We start from the raw sequence: 17,769 nt of genomic DNA on the forward strand, positions 1-17,769 counted from the left end.
AGGCTTGCCAGAATTGAAATCGTTACCAAAGAAGATAACGGTATATAAAAGAACTGGGCGGTCAGGTGGGCGGGACATCCAGACCCAGCATAAATCTGATTAATACCAAGAATAAGAATTCGCAACTACCGAAATACACGAGCAGAACACACTCTTGGGTCAAGGCGTACACAGAGACGCCTGTCACGACCATAACAACTCCAAGAGGTGTCCCGATGAAATCCGTCCCGCTGAAGCCTGCCCTGCTGACTGCTGCCATCACGGCGGCCTGTGCCCTGCCGCTGAGCGCCGCCCAGGCTCAGGATATCAAGCTCGGCCACGTGCTGGCGCCGACCCATAGCTGGAACATCGCGGCGGAAGGCTTCGCCAAGGATGTCGCCGAGGCCACCGAGGGCCGCGTCAATTTCCAGGTCTTCCCCAGTGGCCAGCTCGGCAACGAGAAGACCGTCGTCGAAGGCATGCAGATCGGCAGCGTACCGGCCGGCGTGATCGGCTGTGGTTCCTTCCAGCCGCTGGATGCGCGCTTCGGCATCGTCGAACTGCCCTACTCCTGGCCGGACCGCGAGCACGCCTATGCCGCCTACGATGGCAAGCTGGGCGACGCGCTCGAGGACATCGCCGACGAGCACAACATGAAGATCCTGTCGTGGTGGGAAAACGGTTTCCGTCACGTCACCAACAACCGCGGCCCCATCACCACCCCGGAAGACCTCGCGGGCCTGAAGATTCGCGTCACGCCGGACAAGATGCGTCTGGACACCTTCACCGCGCTGGGTTCAAGCCCGGCACCGCTGTCCTTCGGTGAGCTCTACTCCGCGTTGCAGCAGGGCGTGTTCGATGCCCAGGAAAACCCGCTGGCCATCATCTATTCCTCCTCGTTCAGCGAAGTGCAGGACTACGTCTCCCTTACCGGTCACGTCTGGGCACCGGCGTGTCTGACCATGTCCAACTTCAGCTGGAACCAGCTCTCCGAGCAGGATCAGGCCACGGTACAGAAGAGCGCCGACGAATGGCGTGACAAGCAGCGCGCGATGACCCAGAAGGATGACGCCGAGCTGGTCGCCAAGCTGGAAGAAGCCGGCATGCAGGTCAACGAGGTCGATACCGCGCCCTTCAATGCCAAGGTGCAGGGTGTGTGGGCTGATTACGCCGACGTCTTCGGGCCTGAGCTGATGGGCCTGGTCGAGCAATACCGCAAGGGCGAGTGACGATGTCTTCCGCCTCTCCCTCCGTCAAGCCGCTGGCCGCGTTGTGTGCCGTGCGCACCTTGATGATCACTCTCTCACGTTGGTGCTGCCGGGGCTGTCTGGCCCTGGCAGCCAGTGGCGTGGCCGCGCTGTCGGCATTGGTGATCTGGACGGTCTTCATGCGCTGGGTGATGGGTCAGCCGCCGCACTGGGCAGAGGAATTGCCGCAGCTGGTGCTGGTCTGGACGACATTGTTGGCCGCGGTGTCCTGTACCCGCAACCGCACTCACCTGAGTGCGGGTCTGCTGCCGCTGCTGGTGCGCTCGCTGCGTGTCCAGCGCATCACCGGCCGTATTACCGACGCGATGATCCTGATCATGCTGCTGTTGCTGGCCAAGGCAGGCATGGACCTGAGCGCCATCACGATGCGCCAGACCACCACCGCGCTGCAGATTCCCGCCGGCATCGTCTACCTGTCCGTGCCGCTGTGCTGCACCGCGATGGCCCTGATCCAGCTCGAGCATCTGTTGAGTCCTTCGGCCATCGGAGCCGAGGTTCACGAGACGGATGCCACTGCGCCTGACAACGCTTCCTCTCGCCAAGGAGATGCCCCATGACACTCGGCGCCCTGGCTCTGCTCGGCGTATTCGCGCTCGGCATCCTCATTGACATCCCCATCGCCTTCGCGCTGCTGATGTCGGCCCTCTTCTACCTGCTGGCCTTCGGTGCCGCGCCGATGATGGTCTCGGCGCAGCAGTTCGTGGCCGGGATGGAAAGCTTCACCCTGCTGGCGATTCCGCTGTTCGTGCTCGCCGCCCAGTTGATGAACCGCGCTGGCCTCACTGAGCGCCTGGTGCGCCTGTGCATGGCGATGGTCGGTGACATCCGCGGCGGCCTGGCGGTGGTCGCGGTGCTGGCCTGCATGATGTTCGGCGCGCTGTCGGGTTCCGGCGTGGCGGACGTGATCGCCATCGGCAGCATGCTGCTGCCCACCATGGCCCGCAACGGCTATGACAAGGGCTTCAGCAGTGCGCTGGTCGGTACCGCCAGCTCCATCGGCACCGTGATTCCGCCCAGCATCGTGATGATCGTCTACGGCACCACCTCCAACACCTCAGTGGGCCAGCTGTTCATGGGCGGCATCATCCCCGGCCTGATGCTGACGGTCGCGCTGGTCGGCGTCGCCCTCTACCTGTCACGCAAGCATGGCTGGTCGGGCGGTGTCGCGGCCCGTGTGCCCGGCGAGCGTCGCCGCGCGCTGCTCAGTGCCATGCCGGCGCTGATGGTACCGGTGATGATCATCGGCGGTATCCGCTTCGGGGTGTTCACGCCCACCGAGGCCGCCGCCTCCGCGATTCTCTACGCCATCATCATCGGCACCTGTGTCTATCGCAGCCTCACCTGGCGCGGCTTTCTGGACAGTGTCCGCGCGACCGCCGAGACCACCGGCGCCATCCTGCTGATCATCGGCGCGGCCGGCATGTTCGCCTGGGGTCTGACCTACGAGCAGGTGCCGCAGGCCATCGCCCAGTTGATCGGCGAATTCACCGACAGCCGCATCAGCGTCCTGCTGCTGCTGACCGCCGTGCTGCTGGTGCTGGGCTCCTTCATGGAAAGCGTGGCGATCATCATCATCGTGACGCCCATCGTGATGCCGCTGCTGGCGCAATACGGCATCAGCCCGGTGCACTTCGGGGTGCTGCTGACCGTCAATCTGGCCATCGGCGCCAACACGCCACCGCTGGGGATCGACCTGATGGCCGCGTGTCGCATCGCCGGGATCAACGTCAGCGACTCGCTGCGGCCGCTGGGCCTGATGCTGGGCGCGATGCTGACCGTGCTGATGCTGATCACCTTCATCCCGGAACTCGTGCTGTTCCTGCCCAACCTGATGGAGGGCTGAGCGATGACCTCTCTTGCCACTCAGCCCCTCCCGCAGCGCTGGCTGTTCGTGCCCGGGGATGACGCCGCACGACTGGAAGCCGCGCTCACCAGCGGTGCCGATGCCATCGTGGTCGATCTCGAGGAATTCACCGCCCCCGAAGGCCGTGCACTGGCGATCAGTCGCTTCGCCGAGTTCGCCAGACGTGCCCGTCGCCTGCATCTGTGGCCGGCGGTACGCCTCAACCTGCTGGAGCAGGGTGGACGCGAGGAGCTGGCCGCGCTGATGCAGACCGCACTGGGCGAACTGGCCGGCACACCTACTGCGGTCTTTCTCCCCGCCGTCGAGCAGCGCAGTCAGCTGGCCGCGCTGGATGAGGCGCTCGCCGAGCAGGAACGTCTGCATGCCCTGCCCGCGGGCTGTCTGAAGAGCATCGCGACCCTGGAAAGCGAGGCCGGCCTGTTGAACGCCGAGGCCTTGCTCGCACCGGGAAGTGACACGTCACGCCTGCTGGGCGCGCTGATCGGCACCGGGGACCTGGCCACTGACCTGGGCCTGATGCCAGACCAGCCCGCCGCCATCATCACCGAAACTCTGAAACCGTGGCGCCAGCGACTGGCCGTGGCCTGCAGGACACATCAGCGACTGGCCATCGATGGTCCGTGGCGCTGGCAGCACGGACTGGGCACCGACCAGCACTGGGCCAACCAGCAGGGACTGCATGCGCGGTGTGTCATCCACCCCGATCAGCTCGAAGCGCTCTACGACCTGATGCCCGCAGACAGTCACCGACTGCGACGCTGACGACATCGCTCCGGCACCCTCTTTCGATCTGACAGCCTCTTTCGCTCTGACAGCTTTTATTGCACCGACAGCCTATTCACCTTACGCAACCACAACGAGAACCTTCCCATGACTCAGGCCGCTGACACCTACACTCACGAATCCACTCTGCCGCTGCGCAATGGCGGGCAGATCCTCGTCGACCAGATCCGACTGCACGGCACCAAGCGTGTCTTCCTGGTGCCCGGCGAAAGCTACCTGCCGTGCATCGATGCGCTCAATGAGCACAAGGGCGCCATCGACCCCATCGTCTGCCGCCAGGAAAGTGGCGCGGGCTACATGGCCGAAGCCTACGGCAAGCTGACCAATGAGCCGGGCGTGTGCTTCGTCACCCGTGGCCCGGGCGCCACCAACGCCTCCATCGCCGTGCACACCGCCTATCAGGATTCCACACCGATGATCCTGTTCATCGGTCAGGTCGGTGGCGACTTCATCGAGCGCGAAGCCTTCCAGGAAATCGATTACCGCCGCATGTTCGGCGAGATGACCAAGTGGGTCGCGCAGATCGACGACACCTCGCGCATTCCGGAATACATCGCCCGCGCCTATCAGGTGGCGCGCAGCGGTCGTCCGGGGCCGGTGGTGCTGGCACTGCCCGAAGACACCCTGTGGGGCGAGGCGCAGGTCGCGGACGTCAAGCCGCACCCGCGCCTGATGACCTACCCGGGGCAGCCGCAGCTGGATGAGCTCAAGGGCCTACTCGCCAGCGCCGAGCGTCCCTTCCTGCTGGTCGGCGGCAGCGGCTGGACTCGCGACGCCCAGGTCGCGCTGGAAGGCTTCGCCCAGCGCTTCGACATCCCCACCGGGGTCGCCTGGCGCCGTCTGGAATGTGTCGATGCCGAACTGCCGCAATTCGCCGGTCACGTCGGCATGGGCATGCACGCCGAGCTGCGCCAGCAACTCCTCGAGAGTGACCTGGTGATCGCCGTCGGTACCCGCATCGGCGAGGCCACCAGCGAAGGCTATAGCTGGATCCAGTCACCGGTGCCGACCCAGAAGCTGGTGCACATCTACGCAGACCCGGAAGAGCTGGGGCGTGTCTATCAGCCGACGCTGGCCATCAATACCGACGTCAACGGCTTCGCGCTGGCGCTCTCCACCCTGTCACCGGACAGCACGCCGCGCTGGTCCGGCATCACCCGCGAGGCGCGCGCCGCCTATCTGGCCACGCTTGAGGAACAGCCGTCGCCGGGCCCGCTGAGCCTGGACAAGGTCAGCCTGACCGTCGACCGCATCCTCGATGGCAAGGGCTGCATCAGCGTCGGCGCCGGCAACTACGCGCTCTACGCCCACCGCTACGTGCGCTTCCGTGGCCTGGGCAGCTCGCTGGCCCCGACCGTCGGTTCCATGGGTTACGGCCTGCCCGCCGCCATTTCCAGCAAGCTCGAATTCCCGGAACGCCCCGCCGTCTGCTACGCCGGTGATGGCTGCTTCCAGATGAATCTGCAGGAACTGGGCGTGGCACTGCAGTACCGCCTCGGCATCGTGGTGCTGGTGTTCAACAACGGCATGTGGGGCACCATCCGCGCCCACCAGGAAAACGACTTCCCGGGCCGCGAGATCGCCCTGACCTTCACCAACCCGGACTTCGCCGCGCTGGTCACCGCCTACGGCGGCCTCGGTCAGGTGGTGGAGAAGGACGAGGACTTCGAGGAAAGCTTCACGCGCGCGCTGGAATTCGCCGACCGCGAGCATCTGCCGGCCCTGATCGAGCTGCGTTATGACCCGGACGGCATCGCCCCGGGCAAGCTGCTGAGCGGCATCCGCGAAGACGCCCTGACACGCAACGACAAGGCAGGTATCTGACATGAGCACACCCTCAACTCAAGCGACTCAAGACGTGCTGGACTCCCTCGCCCTGCGCGTCGATGGCAAGCGCCTGTGGGACGCGCTGATGACACTGGCCGAGATCGGTGCGACGCCCAAGGGCGGCAACTGCCGTCTGGCCCTCACCGAAGAAGACCGCGCCGGCCGCGAGCTGGTCACCGGCTGGCTGGAAGCCGCTGGCCTGACGCTGCGCGTCGACGAGATCGGCAACATCTTCGCCCGCCGTCCGGGCCGCGATGACAGCCTGCCGCCGGTGGCCACCGGCAGCCATATCGATACCCAGCCCACCGGCGGCAAGTTCGACGGCTGCTTCGGCGTGCTGGCTGGCCTGGAAGTCATGCGCGTGCTGGATGAGCACGGCATCGAGACCGAAGCGCCGCTGGAAGTGGTGATCTGGACCAACGAGGAAGGCAGCCGCTTCGTGCCGGTGATGATGGGGTCCGGCGTGCATGCGGGCCTGATCCCGCTGGAGAAGGCACTGGCTGCCACCGACCGTGACGGCGACAGCGTTGCCGCGTCGCTTGAGCGCACCGGCTATGCCGGCGACGTGGCGGTGGGCAGCCATGATTTCGGCGCCTATTTCGAGGCGCACATCGAGCAGGGCCCGGTGCTGGAGCAGGAGGAGATCACCATCGGGGCCGTCACCGGCTCGCTGGGCCTGCACTGGTTCGACGTGGTGGTCAGCGGTCAGGAAGCCCACGCCGGCCCGACGCCGATGCATTACCGTCGCGATGCGCTAAAGACCGCCTGCGCGCTGGTCAGCGACATCCTCACGCTGGCCGATGACTACCAGCCCAACGGCCGCGTCACCTGTGGCGAATTCAATGTGCACCCCAACTCGCGCAACGTGATTCCGGGCCAGGTGCGTTTCAGCGTCGACCTGCGTCATCTGGAACCGGCGGTACTGGCCGAGATGCACGACCAGCTCAAGGCGCTGTGCCTCAAGCATCACGCGGCCAATCAGGCTGACAAGCAACGCGTCGATGTCGAACTGATCGAAGTGCAGCACATTCCGCCGACGCCCTTCGCGCCGGAACTGATCGAGATGGTGCGCAGCGCAAGTCAAGAACTGAACCTCAGCTTCCGCGACATGGAAACCGGTGCCGGTCACGACGCCGTGCAGATCGCCGGCATCAATCCGGTGGCGATGATCTTCGTGCCCTGCGAGGACGGCATCAGTCACAACGAGAGCGAGAACGCCGAGCCTGCCGATCTCGAAGCCGGCGCCAACGTCCTGCTGCTGGCGATGCTCAAGCGCGCCGGTGTCGTCAGCGCCAGCGCTGACAATGACGACGCCAATGCGACCCACAACACCGCGGAGAACGTCCAATGAGCACTGCCACTGCTTCGACCACTGCCGCCCCACTGACCCATGCCGACTGGCAGCAGCGCGCGGCAGCGCTGACCTTCGAGACCCGTGCCTTCATCGACGGTGCCTATGTGGAAAGCACCGGCTGCGACACCTTTCCGGCCTGGAATCCGGCCACCGGCGACGTGCTGGCACATGTCACCGCCTGCACCGAGCAGGACATCGACCGCGCCGTGATGGCGGCGCGGCGTGCCTTCGACTCCGGCGTGTGGTCGCGCCAGTCACCCCAGGCGCGCAAGGCCGTTCTGCAGTGCTTTGCCCAGCTGATCCGCGACAATGCCGAAGAACTGGCGCTGCTGCAGACACTGGAGATGGGCAAGCCGATCGGCGACAGCCTGGGCTTTGATCTGGCGGAAACCGCGCGCGCGGTGGACTGGTATGCCGAGGCCATCGACAAGCATTACGACGAAATCGCGCCCACCGGCGAGAACGTGCACGCCACCATTACCCGTGAAGCGCTGGGCGTGGTCGCGGCGGTGGTGCCGTGGAACTTCCCGCTGATGATCGCGTCGTGGAAGTTCGCCCCGGCGCTGGCGCTGGGCAACAGCGTGGTACTCAAGCCGGCCGAATCCTCAAGCCTGAGTGCGCTGCGTCTGGCGGCACTCGCCGATGAAGCCGGCCTTCCGGCGGGCGTCTTCAACGTCACGCCGGGGCTGGGCGCGGTGGCGGGCCAGGCGCTTGGCCTGCACATGGAAGTCGATGCGCTGGCCTTCACCGGCTCCACCGCCACCGGCAAGCGCTTCATGCGCTACGCCAGCGACTCCAACTTGAAGCGGGTGTGGCTGGAATGCGGCGGCAAGTCGCCGCATATCGTGTTCGCCGATTGCCCGGATCTCGACATGGCCGCACGCGCTGCGGCAGACGCCATATTCATCAATCAGGGCGAAGTCTGCATCGCCGGCTCCCGCCTGTACGTCGATGAGGCCATCTTCGATGACTTCATGCCGCGCCTGATCGCCTGCGCCCGTGCCATGCCGGCCGGTGATCCGCTCGACCCGGCCACGCGCATGGGCGCACTGGTCAGCGCGGACCACCACGAGAAGGTGCTCGGCTTCGTCGAGACGGCGCTCTCGGAAGGCATGACGCTGCACCAGGGCGGCCGCGCCATCGCTCCCAGCGACGCCACCTCCGGCGGCTGGTATCTGGAGCCGACCATCGTGGAAGGCGGCCAGAACAGCACCGTGATGCGCGAGGAAATCTTCGGCCCGGTGCTGGGCGTGACCCGCTTCAGCGGCGAGGAAGAAGCCATCGAACTGGCCAATGATTCCATCTATGGCCTGGGCGCTGGGCTGTGGACGCGGGATCTGGCGCGTGCCCATCGTGTCTCGCGGCGTTTGAAGGCGGGGCTGGTGTGGATCAACTGCTACGCCGATGGCGATATCAGCGTGCCCTTCGGTGGCGTCAAGCAGTCCGGATTCGGGCGTGACAAGTCACTGCACGCGCTGGACAAGTACTCCGACCTGAAGACCACCTGGATCAATCTGGCCTATTGAGCCGTCGGTCGGCCCTCGAGGGGCGCCCCCGAAGCGCCGCTGCCACCCGGACTCTCTGGTGACAGCGGCGCGGGCCATTCAGAACGCGCTTCAGAACGGGCTTCAGGACGGGCTTGAGGACGGTCTTCACGACAAGGTCTTGATCGAGCGCCAGGGGTGGCTCAAGTGGCGGGCGCGCCGTCACTGGCCAGCACGGCATTGGGGTCCGGCAGCTGCATTTCCAGACCGCGATGCAGACGTTCTTCCAGCGGCACCTTGGCCAGCGCGTTGTGCAGGAAGTCGACGAAGGTGGATTCGGCGGCGCTGAAACGCGCCTCACGGTGCCACATCAGATGCAGGTCGATATCGGCCACGCCACCGTAGGGTGGCAAGGGCCACAGCTGCTGCTCCTCGACCTCACGCCGCACGATGTGCTCCGGCATGCAGCCGATGCCCCAGCCGGCCAGCACCATGCGGCGGATTTCCTGCAGGCTGCTGGATTGACCGATCACCGGGCCCTGCAAGCCCTCGCGGGCGCGGAACATCGCCAGCGGAGACAGCACGCCATCGAGCTGCTCGCTGCCGAAGGAGACATAACGCTCATTGCGCAGCGCCTCCAGCGGCAGATTCTGCTGACCGAAGAGCGGATGCATGCGACCACAGAAGTAGCGGTAATTCTGGCGCGCCAGCACCTGGGACATCAGTGGCTCCGGTGTCTGCTGCGCCAGGCAGATGCCCAGAGCGCCCTGGCGCTGCAACAGGCCCTGCTGCACCTCGTGACTGGACATCTCCTGGATCGAGAAGGTGACCTGGGGGAAACAGCGATGAAAGCGCGCGAACACGCTATCAAGGAATCGGCACTCGATGCCGGTAATGAAAAGGAGCGAGACATGCCCGGAAATCTCCGTATGACTGTTGCCCACCTCAGAGGCGAGACGCGCCACGTTGGCGTAGATCTCCACGGCCTCGCGATAGACCACCTGCCCCGCCCCTGTCACGCGAAAGCTGTGACTGTCTCGTTCGATCAACCGTTGCCCGAGACGCTCTTCCAGACGCTTGAGTGACAGACTCACCGCCGGCTGGGACAGATAGAGACGGGCTGCCGCTCGACTGACACTTTCCTCCTGAACGATGACGATGAAGGTTCTCAGCAGGTTCCAGTCCAGAGTGTCATGGATGGGTCGCATGGCGAGGATTCCTGTCCAGAAAATGACGCACCCGGCGTGGCAATGGCCACGCAACGTCTTCGTGACGAGCCAGGTAGCATGAAAGTCAGCACTGCCTCGTCATTGCCATCCACTTGAGTGATATATTGCCTTTCTCTCAAGCTGGAAATGACGATCAATACAACATCAACAATGCGGAAAAATGACAATGTTCGATAGCCGAGAAACCGAGATTCTCTCGATCATGATCATAGCATGTGGCCTATTTCTGATGGGGCTTTCGCTGTATTTCTTTCGCCGTATCAAGACCTATGATGACTACAATGTCGCCGGCCGTTCCACCGCGACCTTTCCGCTGATCTGCACGCTTGTCGGCACTGCCGTCGGCGGCTCCACCCTGCTGGGCTTCGTCTCCAAGGGCTACACCTTCGGCATGGGGCAGCTGTGGCTGCCGGTGGGCATGACCGTCGCCGGCATCGCGCTGTACTTCTTCATCGGCAAGATTCACGCCGAAGGCCGGCGCCTGGAGATGGTGACACTGGCCGACTTTCTGGTCAGCCGTTTCGGCGAGGGGGTCAGACTCCCCACTCTACTGAGCATCCTGTGCGCCTACGCGGCCATCACCGGCATGCAGTTCGTGGCGGTGGCCACGGTGCTCAAGCTGGTATTCGGCCTGGCGCTGCCGGTGGGTATCCTGCTGACCTGGGCGCTGCTGACCGCCAAGACGTGGCTGGGCGGCCTGATGGCGGTCATCTGGTCGGATGCGATTCTCGGTACCCTGCAGACACTGGGCATCTTCTTCCTGCTGGTCACCGTCTACTACGCCAGCGGCAGCTGGGAGATCATCAGTGCATCGCCCACACCACAGGGCAGCCCTGACTTCATGAGCCTGACCGGCATCTCCGGCCATGAACTGGCGGTCTACATGCTGACCATCGGCGCCTATCAGTTCGTGCGCCAGGACCTTTGGCAGCGCTTCTGGGCCGCGCGCAGCCTCAAGGCGGCACGCACCGGCTACGCCGTGGCCATCGTCTTCACGCTGCTGGTCGGTGGTGCCGTGGTGTTGATCGGTGCCTTCGCCAGGCTGGGTCTGGACATCGCGGTCGCCAACCCGGATCTGTCCTTCTACGCCATCATCAAGGCCACCCTGCCACTGCCGCTGATGGTCAGCATGGTCGTGGTGCTGCTGGCGACCATCATCTCGTGTGCGGATTCGTTCTTCATCGCCGGCGCCTCGTCGATTGCCAATGACGTGATCAAGCCGCGCATGAAGGGCCGTGATGATGCCTTCATGCTGCGCATGAGTCGTCACTCGGTGATCGCCATGTCCTTGATTTCGCTGGGCTTGGCACTCTACGCCCCGCGTCTGCTGGACATCTGGATTCTCGGCAGCGCGATGCTGGTCTGCGGGGTACTGGTGCCGACGGTGGTGGCCCTGTGTCGCCGCTCGCCAGACCCGCGCGGCGGGGTGATCATGATGTGGGGCGGGCTTGCCACCGCCATTCTCTGGCAGCTGCTGGGCCATCCCTTCGGGCTGCATCCGGTGATGATCGGCCTGCCGGTCTCGCTGGCACTGATGCCGTTGGCGCTGCGCAAGCCGAGCCTCAGCCTCGCGACCGACACCGCCACGCGCTGAGCCTGATGAGCGGGGCTCGCGCCGCTGTCAGACACTGGGGCACGCCTCGTCATGCATGACACATGATGCATGCAACATGAAGCCCCGGTTCCCGATGCGGTCATCACGACATCGAGAACCGGGGCCTTGTTGCGATCTTCGCTCGAAGCCCTGCGGTTCTTGTCTTTCTTGCAGTGGTGTCTGTTCTTTCCTCTTCTTCTCTCCCTTCCCTTGCGTTCTCACCTTGTATTCCATCGCTTTCCACCAGATTCATCCCCCTGTATCGGTCAGAAGTACTCTGGACTATCTGCCAGTATCACTCTGGATTCTCTACCAGGATCATCTCGTGTTGCCTTGTGGTTCGTACCGAGAATTTTCCTTGAATTTCCGAAATATGCCCCTCGAATTGGCGCTGGAAGTCACTGGACAAAACACACAGGTTTTCTTACATAAATCTCGCAAATACTGCATATTGAAATTTGAAAGCCCAAAAGGCTGATGATTCGTTGACCGCAGCCAAGGCGGCTCATAGATTGAAGACGTACCATCAACGACAAGTCGCAAGGGACGCCGCTGCACCTCCTGGCTATCTGATCCCACCAGGTACGTGCAGTCAGCATCACCCGACACAATAACGATAAAGTGGAAACTGCTATGAAAACCCTCAAGCCCGCTCTGTTGCTCCCGCTGCTCGCACTGCTCCCGGCCACCCAGTCAATGGCCACCGAACTGCGCATGCTGTCCAGTTACGACCAGACCACCGCCTATTCCCGTGAAATCGCCCAGCGCTTCATCAAGGAAGTCGAAGCCAATGACGCTGCCGACCTCACCATCCAGCTGACCGGCCCGGACGTCGTGCCGCCCTTCGAGCAGCTGCAGCCCGTCGCTGCTGGTGTCTTCCAGCTGCTCTACACCCACGCCGCCTATCACACCAACACCACTGGCGTTGGCGCGGCGATGGATGGCGTGGCGGTGAATCCGGAACAGACCCGCGAATCCGGCCTGTGGGACATGGTCGATGAGCACTACAACGGCCTGGGCCTCAAGCTGATCGCGATTCCGCCGCTGGGCAGCCATGGTTTCCAGTACGTGCTGAAGGAGCCGATCACCGGCACGCCGGGTCTGGACGGGCGTCGTCTGCGCGGCAGTCCCACCTATACCAATGTCACCAAGGGGCTGGGCGGTACGCCGGTGCTGATGTCCAGTGGCGATGTCTATTCCGCGATGGACCGTGGCGTGATCGACGGCGCGGCCTGGGGCCTGAATGGCGTCAAGGACATGGGCTGGCAGGAAGTCGCCGGCTACTACTCCAAGCCGACCTTCGGTCAGACTTACAACTTCGTGCTGATGAACTTGAACGCCTTCAACAGCCTGACCCCAGAGCAGCAGAAGGTGCTGCTTGACGAGGGCCGTCAGCTGGAGACCGAGATCGTCCCGGTGCTGGATGAACTGGCGATCGAGGAATGGAAGGCGCTGAACGAGGCTGGCATGCAGGCCACCGAATTCGCCCCGGAAGACGCCGAGCGTCTGGATGCCCTGGTCACCGACGGTATCTGGCAGCTGGGCATCGACAAGTCGCCGGAAGCCGTGACCGCCATGCGCGAGCTGGCGATCGAGAAGCACCTGACCACCGTCAGCGAGTAAGGAATCCACCATGCCAACCCTGCTTGCACGTGTGCATGACGGCGTGACGCGAGCAGGCTTCCTTCTAGGCGGTGTCACCCTGTGTGGCATCGTCCTGTGCTTCTGGCTGGAAGTCATCGCGCGCTATTTCTTCAATTCGCCCACCCTGTGGTCCGGCGCGATGGTGGCCTACCTGCTGTGCCTCTCCATCTCGCTGGCCGCGCCGGAACTGGCTCGTACCCATGGCCATATCGCCATCACCGTGCTGCCGGAACGCCTCAGCCCTGCCACCCGCGCCCTCTATGACCGCCTGCTGGCGCTGATCACCGGCGGCGTCTGCGCCGTGGCCGGCTGGATCTGCCTGCAGGAAAGTCTGCGTCAGTTCCAGTACCACACCACCACCGCCATGGGGCTCGATATCCCCAAGGTCTGGGTGTCCTCCTTCATCGCCTACGCGTTGATCAATGCGGCCCTCTACTTCCTGCGCCACGCCTTCACGCGCGCCGCGCCCGAGGCGACCCCATCGGACGACTCCGACTCCGCCGCCTCCTCGGCGACCACCGACGCCAGAAAAGGACCCTGAGTCATGGAATGGTATTTCTCTCTGGGCCTGGCCATCGCCTTGCTGATGGGCCTGTTCGCCCTCGGCATCCCCGTCTTCGCCGCCTTCCTGACCATCAACGTGCTGGGCACGCTGTGGTTGATGGGCACCGCCGGTTTCGGCATGTTCGCCAACAGTGTCTACGACAGCATGACCTCGGAGACGCTGACCACCATCGCGCTGTTCGTGCTGATGGGGGAGCTGCTGTTCCGCTCCGGCTCCATCGATGTGATCTTCGACTCGCTGGATGCCCTGATGGGCCGCATGAAAGGCCGTCTCTACTTCTTCGTCGTCGCCCTCTCGACCCTGTTCGGTGCCCTGTCCGGCTCGGCACTGGCCGTGACCGCCATGCTCAGCCGCTCGGCGCTGCCGACCATGCAGGAGCGCGGCTATGACGACAAGCTCTCCATCGGCCTGATTCTGGGTGGGGCGAGTCTCGCGCCGATCATCCCGCCGAGCCTGTTGGTGATCATCATCGGCTCGATGGTGGATGTCTCCATCGCGCGGCTGCTGATCGCCGGTATTCTGCCGGGTATCCTGCTGGCTGCGCTGTTCATCCTCTACGTGAAGGTGCGCATCACGCTGGACCCGCGCCGTGCGCCGCCGGTCGATGAAAGCGGTGGCGGTACGGCAAAGGAGAAGCGTCGTGCCCTGATCAACATGCTGCCGTTCAGCATCATCATCTTCGCCGTGCTCGGGTTGATCCTGCTCGGTATCGCCACACCGTCCGAGTCCGCTGCCACCGGCGTGCTGGGCTCACTGCTGGTCGCCGCCTACTACCGCAAGTTCTCCTTCAAGATGGCGGGCGAAGCGGTGATGTCCTCGCTGAAGGTCAGCACCATGATCATCCTGATCCTGGCGTGTTCGAAGCTGTTCTCGCAGCTGTTGAGCTTCACCGGCGCCACCAGCGGTCTGGTGAGCAGCGTGACCGGACTGGATCTCGATCCGGTCTGGATGCTGCTGATCCTGATGCTGATTCCGCTGATCGCCTGCATGTTCATCGACCAGATCGCCTTCATGATGGTGGTGATCCCCATCTACGCGCCGCTGGTCAAGCTGTATGGCTTTGACCCGGTGTGGTTCTGGACGCTGTTCTTGATCAACATCTCGGTGGGCAGTCTCACCCCGCCCTTCGGCTACAACCTGTTCGCGGTGAAAGGTGCCGCCCCCGCGACCCCGATGCAGACCATCTACGCCGCCGCCTGGCCCATCGTCATCTGCTTCCTGTTCGCGATGCTGATGCTCTACTGGGTACCGGCACTCACCACCTTCCTGCCCAGCCTGATCTGACCGACCACGCCGAGAGACTTCCATGTACCAACTCAATGACATGCCAGACCAGGTCGCGCCGGAGCTGCTGGCACAGCTCACCCAGTGCGAGACGGCCACCATCGGCCACTTCCACACCCACGGCTTCGTCGAACCGGCGATTGCCTGCATGCTGCCCCAGGTACGGATTGCCGGCACCGCCGTCACCGTCTCGCTGCCACCGGAAGATGGCACCCTGCTCAACCACCTGATGCGTCTGGTACGCCCGGGTGATGTGCTCATCGTGCATCGTCAGGGCGATCGCCACCGCGCCTGCTGGGGCGGCGTGATGACCACGGTCGCCTCACGCCTGGGCGTGGCAGGCGTGGTGATCGACGGCATGGCCACCGATGCGCTGACCATTCGCGACAAGCATTTCCCGGTGTGGAGTCGCGGGGTCGCCTCGCTCACCACCCGCTTCGCCGGGATCGGCGGCGCGCTCAACGTGCCGGTCAGCATTGGCGGCGTGGTCGTCAATCCGGGCGATGCCATCCTCGCTGACGAGAGCGGTGTCATCGTCATGGCCCCCTCAGAAGTCTCCGCCATCGCCACCCACGCCATCGAGGTGCAAGAAGCGGAAGACGTGCTGCTGACGAAGATCGCCGAGGGTGCCTGCCTGCCCGACCTCACTGGTGCAAGCCAGCTGATTGAGGAAGTGAACGCACGGGGTTGATCACCCCGCTTGATCAGGTCGCGAGATACTGTTTCTTTAGAGAGATGCTGATTCTTTGGAAAGACGCTGTTTCTTTAGAGAAATGCTGAAAGCAAAAAAGGCCACCAGATTGCTCTGGTGGCCTTTCGGGTTCTGACACGGTCAGTCTGACACGGTTAACTGACACGGTCAGTCTGACGCGGGCTGACTGCTACATATCACTGATGGGTGATCACCGCTTCACAGCTGACCGGGAAATTCAGCGAGTTGGCGATGAAGCACAGCGCATGCGCCCGGTGGTGCAGCTCATGGGCGAGCGCGATATCGTCGCCGGCGGCCAGCGTGATCTCGGGTCGCAGGACAATGGAGGTGAAACGCCCCGCCTCGCCCTGGCTCTCTGTCTGAGTCTTGCCATCAGCGGCGGGCGTGCCTTCCTGCATCGTGCCCTCGGCGTGGTCGTGATAGCTCATGACACGAATGCCGGCCTCAGCACACAGGTGCAGATACCACAGCTTGTGGCAGGCCGAGACGGAAGCCACCAGCATGTCTTCCGGATTCCAGCGGCCAGCATCGCCCCGAAAGGCAGGGTCCGCGGAGCCTTCGAGGCTCGGCTTGCCACTGACACGGGCCACGAAATCGCGCTCATAGGCGGTGTAATGCGTGGTGCCCTCGCCGCGATTGCCGGTCCACTCGAGATCAACCGAATAAAGGTGTTGTCTGAACGTCATTGTCTGGGGGTCTCTTCACAAGGGGAGCGCGGACGCCGGCATGACGTGCCGCCTGATACTTCCGCATGATTAGTCTTCCAATCAGGGAGGGGAAGCAAGAAGTCCCCACACCCCGATGATAGGATTGGCACATTCGCACTCTGACAGGATGTCACGCATGGCGTTTGCAGCTGGACGACGGTTTACCGGGATTCCCGGGCTGGCAATCGCCGCCCTGACAGTCGGGCTCGGCCTGGGCTTATGTCTCATGACGCCCGGTGCATCGGCACGCGCCGACGCCGCACAGTTCCGCCCCACGCCTCGGGTCATCAATACCCTGAGCAGCACCTACGGCTTCGTCATCGCTCAGGACATCACGCTGGCGCGTATCGCCGAGACCTATCCTGAACTCGCGCATGACGCTGACCTTGCCTCCGCCTACTTCGCCAATGCCTTCCCCGATATCACCACACGACTCGCGGACAACCTCGAAAGCCTGATGGGGCGCGAGCATGCACGCGAAGTGCTCGACGGGATTCGCCGGCAGATGCAGAAGGAACTGGCCCCGCAACTGACCGCCGACAAGCTGACCACCGACTTCGCCGCCCGCTTCATCGAGGCCATCCGCCTGCGTGCCGAGGGCGAATACCTGCCCTCACCCTTCAAGGAATTCCTGCTGGCGACCAAGTACCAGATAGAGCCGGTGTACGAACTGTACGACGGCTATTTCCAGGAATTCCATTCCAAGGGCCATGCCAAGTCGCTGGGCATCAACCTCGCGCTGCACCTGCCCGCCTCGTGGTCTGCCGCCGAGGGTCGCCTACCGCATATCGTGCAGAAGTGGCAGAGTCAGGCCGGTACCGGCACCGACATGATCATCCTCGAGATCTATGACCTGCATGGCGACACCGTCAGTGACACGCAGCTCAAGGTGATGGCCTCCACCAATACGCTGGCCCAGTGGGCGCCCATCAACAGTCAGATGCTCGACTCCGGCCTGACCCGAGTGGATCACCGTCAGGCCTACTGGTTCGATATCGCCATGACACAGCGGCACCAGGGCACACCCATCACCTCGCAGACCCGCGAATACGGCCTCTTCCTTGATGACAAGCTGATCCGCCTGCACTGCACCAGCTATCACCCCGCCGCCGACGGCACCGCCTACACCAAAGCCAAGACAGACCTCACCGTCGAGGAAGGCTTCAGCGAGATCAAGCCGCTATGTGAAGGGGTGATGAGGAGTTTGGTGGTGATGGAGAGAAATTAATTCGTTAAAGAGAACCTCAGAAATTGTCGACTGCATAACGTGTAATTAATAAAATACTTACAATTGATCAACTAGCAAAATAAACATTCCTTTCAGTCATAATATCTAAGCTGGCTAAGAACCACTCTAATGCTTACATTTATACAATTAGTACATAAAGCATCCTATTAATCTAGGATGCTAAGCTACACAAAGTGCGTCGAAATAGAAGATGACTCTCTCTGAGAAAGTATCGACTATCAAATTC

Annotated in this window: 15 protein-coding genes; 13 read left to right on the forward strand and 2 right to left on the reverse strand. The window is 63.2% G+C overall.

Going from position 1 to position 17,769, the window contains the following annotated elements; all coding sequences use genetic code 11:
• Positions 1-215 precede the first annotated feature (215 nt).
• The 7 genes from HXS65_RS12325 (at position 216) to HXS65_RS12355 (ending at position 8,601) form a co-directional block, all read left to right on the forward strand.
• Positions 216-1,208 (forward strand): DctP family TRAP transporter solute-binding subunit, encoded by a 993-nt coding sequence (locus HXS65_RS12325; protein ID WP_176493985.1) that lies wholly within the window; start codon positions 216-218, stop codon positions 1,206-1,208.
• 2 nt (positions 1,209-1,210) lie between these two features.
• Positions 1,211-1,804, forward strand: a complete 594-nt coding sequence (locus HXS65_RS12330) for a TRAP transporter small permease (protein ID WP_255304496.1) — start codon at positions 1,211-1,213, stop codon at positions 1,802-1,804.
• Complete coding sequence (locus HXS65_RS12335; protein ID WP_136937720.1) at positions 1,801-3,090, forward strand: TRAP transporter large permease; 1,290 nt, start codon at positions 1,801-1,803, stop codon at positions 3,088-3,090. Before HXS65_RS12330 ends, HXS65_RS12335 begins: the two co-directional genes overlap by 4 nt.
• A 3-nt stretch (positions 3,091-3,093) precedes the next feature.
• Complete coding sequence (locus HXS65_RS12340; protein WP_176493986.1) at positions 3,094-3,873, forward strand: aldolase/citrate lyase family protein; 780 nt, start codon at positions 3,094-3,096, stop codon at positions 3,871-3,873.
• A gap of 108 nt (positions 3,874-3,981) precedes the next feature.
• Positions 3,982-5,718: a thiamine pyrophosphate-binding protein gene (locus HXS65_RS12345; RefSeq protein WP_176493987.1), complete on the forward strand. Its 1,737-nt coding sequence runs from the start codon at positions 3,982-3,984 to the stop codon at positions 5,716-5,718.
• Position 5,719: 1 nt separating this feature from the next.
• Positions 5,720-7,072 (forward strand): Zn-dependent hydrolase, encoded by a 1,353-nt coding sequence (locus HXS65_RS12350; protein WP_176493988.1) that lies wholly within the window; start codon positions 5,720-5,722, stop codon positions 7,070-7,072.
• A complete protein-coding gene (locus HXS65_RS12355) occupies positions 7,069-8,601 on the forward strand; it encodes an aldehyde dehydrogenase (protein WP_176493989.1) in 1,533 nt (510 codons plus the stop codon). Before HXS65_RS12350 ends, HXS65_RS12355 begins: the two co-directional genes overlap by 4 nt.
• 161 nt (positions 8,602-8,762) lie before the next feature.
• On the opposite strand, the gene HXS65_RS12360 is transcribed toward HXS65_RS12355, so the two are convergent.
• A complete protein-coding gene (locus HXS65_RS12360) occupies positions 8,763-9,767 on the reverse strand; it encodes a LysR family transcriptional regulator (protein WP_084208581.1) in 1,005 nt (334 codons plus the stop codon).
• Positions 9,768-9,954: 187 nt separating this feature from the next.
• Here HXS65_RS12360 and HXS65_RS12365 point away from each other — a divergent pair, with 187 nt between their 5' ends.
• The 5 genes from HXS65_RS12365 to HXS65_RS12385 all read left to right on the forward strand — a co-directional run bounded on the left by HXS65_RS12365 (position 9,955) and on the right by HXS65_RS12385 (position 15,566).
• The gene (locus HXS65_RS12365) at positions 9,955-11,382 is read left to right on the forward strand and encodes a sodium:solute symporter (protein WP_176493990.1); all 1,428 of its coding nucleotides are present in this window, start codon (positions 9,955-9,957) and stop codon (positions 11,380-11,382) included.
• A gap of 633 nt (positions 11,383-12,015) precedes the next feature.
• Positions 12,016-13,005 (forward strand): TRAP transporter substrate-binding protein DctP, encoded by a 990-nt coding sequence (gene dctP, locus HXS65_RS12370; protein WP_084208578.1) that lies wholly within the window; start codon positions 12,016-12,018, stop codon positions 13,003-13,005.
• Positions 13,006-13,015: 10 nt separating this feature from the next.
• Positions 13,016-13,567, forward strand: coding sequence for a TRAP transporter small permease (locus HXS65_RS12375; protein ID WP_141391557.1), 552 nt, complete (start codon positions 13,016-13,018; stop codon positions 13,565-13,567).
• 3 nt (positions 13,568-13,570) lie between these two features.
• Entirely contained in the window at positions 13,571-14,875 is a 1,305-nt protein-coding gene (locus HXS65_RS12380; protein ID WP_077376018.1) for a TRAP transporter large permease subunit, read from the forward strand.
• A gap of 22 nt (positions 14,876-14,897) precedes the next feature.
• Positions 14,898-15,566, forward strand: a complete 669-nt coding sequence (locus tag HXS65_RS12385) for an RraA family protein (RefSeq protein ID WP_176493991.1) — start codon at positions 14,898-14,900, stop codon at positions 15,564-15,566.
• A 197-nt stretch (positions 15,567-15,763) separates the two neighbouring features.
• Here the strand turns inward: HXS65_RS12385 and HXS65_RS12390 are convergent, their stop codons facing one another.
• On the reverse strand, positions 15,764-16,273 hold the full coding sequence (locus tag HXS65_RS12390) for an OsmC family protein (RefSeq protein ID WP_176493992.1): 510 nt from the start codon (positions 16,271-16,273) through the stop codon (positions 15,764-15,766).
• A 157-nt stretch (positions 16,274-16,430) separates the two neighbouring features.
• Here HXS65_RS12390 and HXS65_RS12395 point away from each other — a divergent pair, with 157 nt between their 5' ends.
• Positions 16,431-17,522 (forward strand): hypothetical protein, encoded by a 1,092-nt coding sequence (locus tag HXS65_RS12395; protein ID WP_176493993.1) that lies wholly within the window; start codon positions 16,431-16,433, stop codon positions 17,520-17,522.
• Positions 17,523-17,769 lie beyond the last annotated feature (247 nt).

This window comes from Cobetia sp. 5-25-4-2 (genome assembly GCF_013374075.1).
Taxonomy (GTDB): domain Bacteria; phylum Pseudomonadota; class Gammaproteobacteria; order Pseudomonadales; family Halomonadaceae; genus Cobetia; species Cobetia marina.

Coding starts and splice junctions, on each gene's coding strand:
- HXS65_RS12325 (WP_176493985.1), top strand. CDS start 216: ATGAAATCCGTCCCGCTGAAGCCTGCCCTGCTGACTGCTGCCATCACG.
- HXS65_RS12330 (WP_255304496.1), top strand. CDS start 1,211: ATGTCTTCCGCCTCTCCCTCCGTCAAGCCGCTGGCCGCGTTGTGTGCC.
- HXS65_RS12335 (WP_136937720.1), top strand. CDS start 1,801: ATGACACTCGGCGCCCTGGCTCTGCTCGGCGTATTCGCGCTCGGCATC.
- HXS65_RS12340 (WP_176493986.1), top strand. CDS start 3,094: ATGACCTCTCTTGCCACTCAGCCCCTCCCGCAGCGCTGGCTGTTCGTG.
- HXS65_RS12345 (WP_176493987.1), top strand. CDS start 3,982: ATGACTCAGGCCGCTGACACCTACACTCACGAATCCACTCTGCCGCTG.
- HXS65_RS12350 (WP_176493988.1), top strand. CDS start 5,720: ATGAGCACACCCTCAACTCAAGCGACTCAAGACGTGCTGGACTCCCTC.
- HXS65_RS12355 (WP_176493989.1), top strand. CDS start 7,069: ATGAGCACTGCCACTGCTTCGACCACTGCCGCCCCACTGACCCATGCC.
- HXS65_RS12360 (WP_084208581.1), bottom strand. CDS start 9,767: ATGCGACCCATCCATGACACTCTGGACTGGAACCTGCTGAGAACCTTC.
- HXS65_RS12365 (WP_176493990.1), top strand. CDS start 9,955: ATGTTCGATAGCCGAGAAACCGAGATTCTCTCGATCATGATCATAGCA.
- dctP (WP_084208578.1), top strand. CDS start 12,016: ATGAAAACCCTCAAGCCCGCTCTGTTGCTCCCGCTGCTCGCACTGCTC.
- HXS65_RS12375 (WP_141391557.1), top strand. CDS start 13,016: ATGCCAACCCTGCTTGCACGTGTGCATGACGGCGTGACGCGAGCAGGC.
- HXS65_RS12380 (WP_077376018.1), top strand. CDS start 13,571: ATGGAATGGTATTTCTCTCTGGGCCTGGCCATCGCCTTGCTGATGGGC.
- HXS65_RS12385 (WP_176493991.1), top strand. CDS start 14,898: ATGTACCAACTCAATGACATGCCAGACCAGGTCGCGCCGGAGCTGCTG.
- HXS65_RS12390 (WP_176493992.1), bottom strand. CDS start 16,273: ATGACGTTCAGACAACACCTTTATTCGGTTGATCTCGAGTGGACCGGC.
- HXS65_RS12395 (WP_176493993.1), top strand. CDS start 16,431: ATGGCGTTTGCAGCTGGACGACGGTTTACCGGGATTCCCGGGCTGGCA.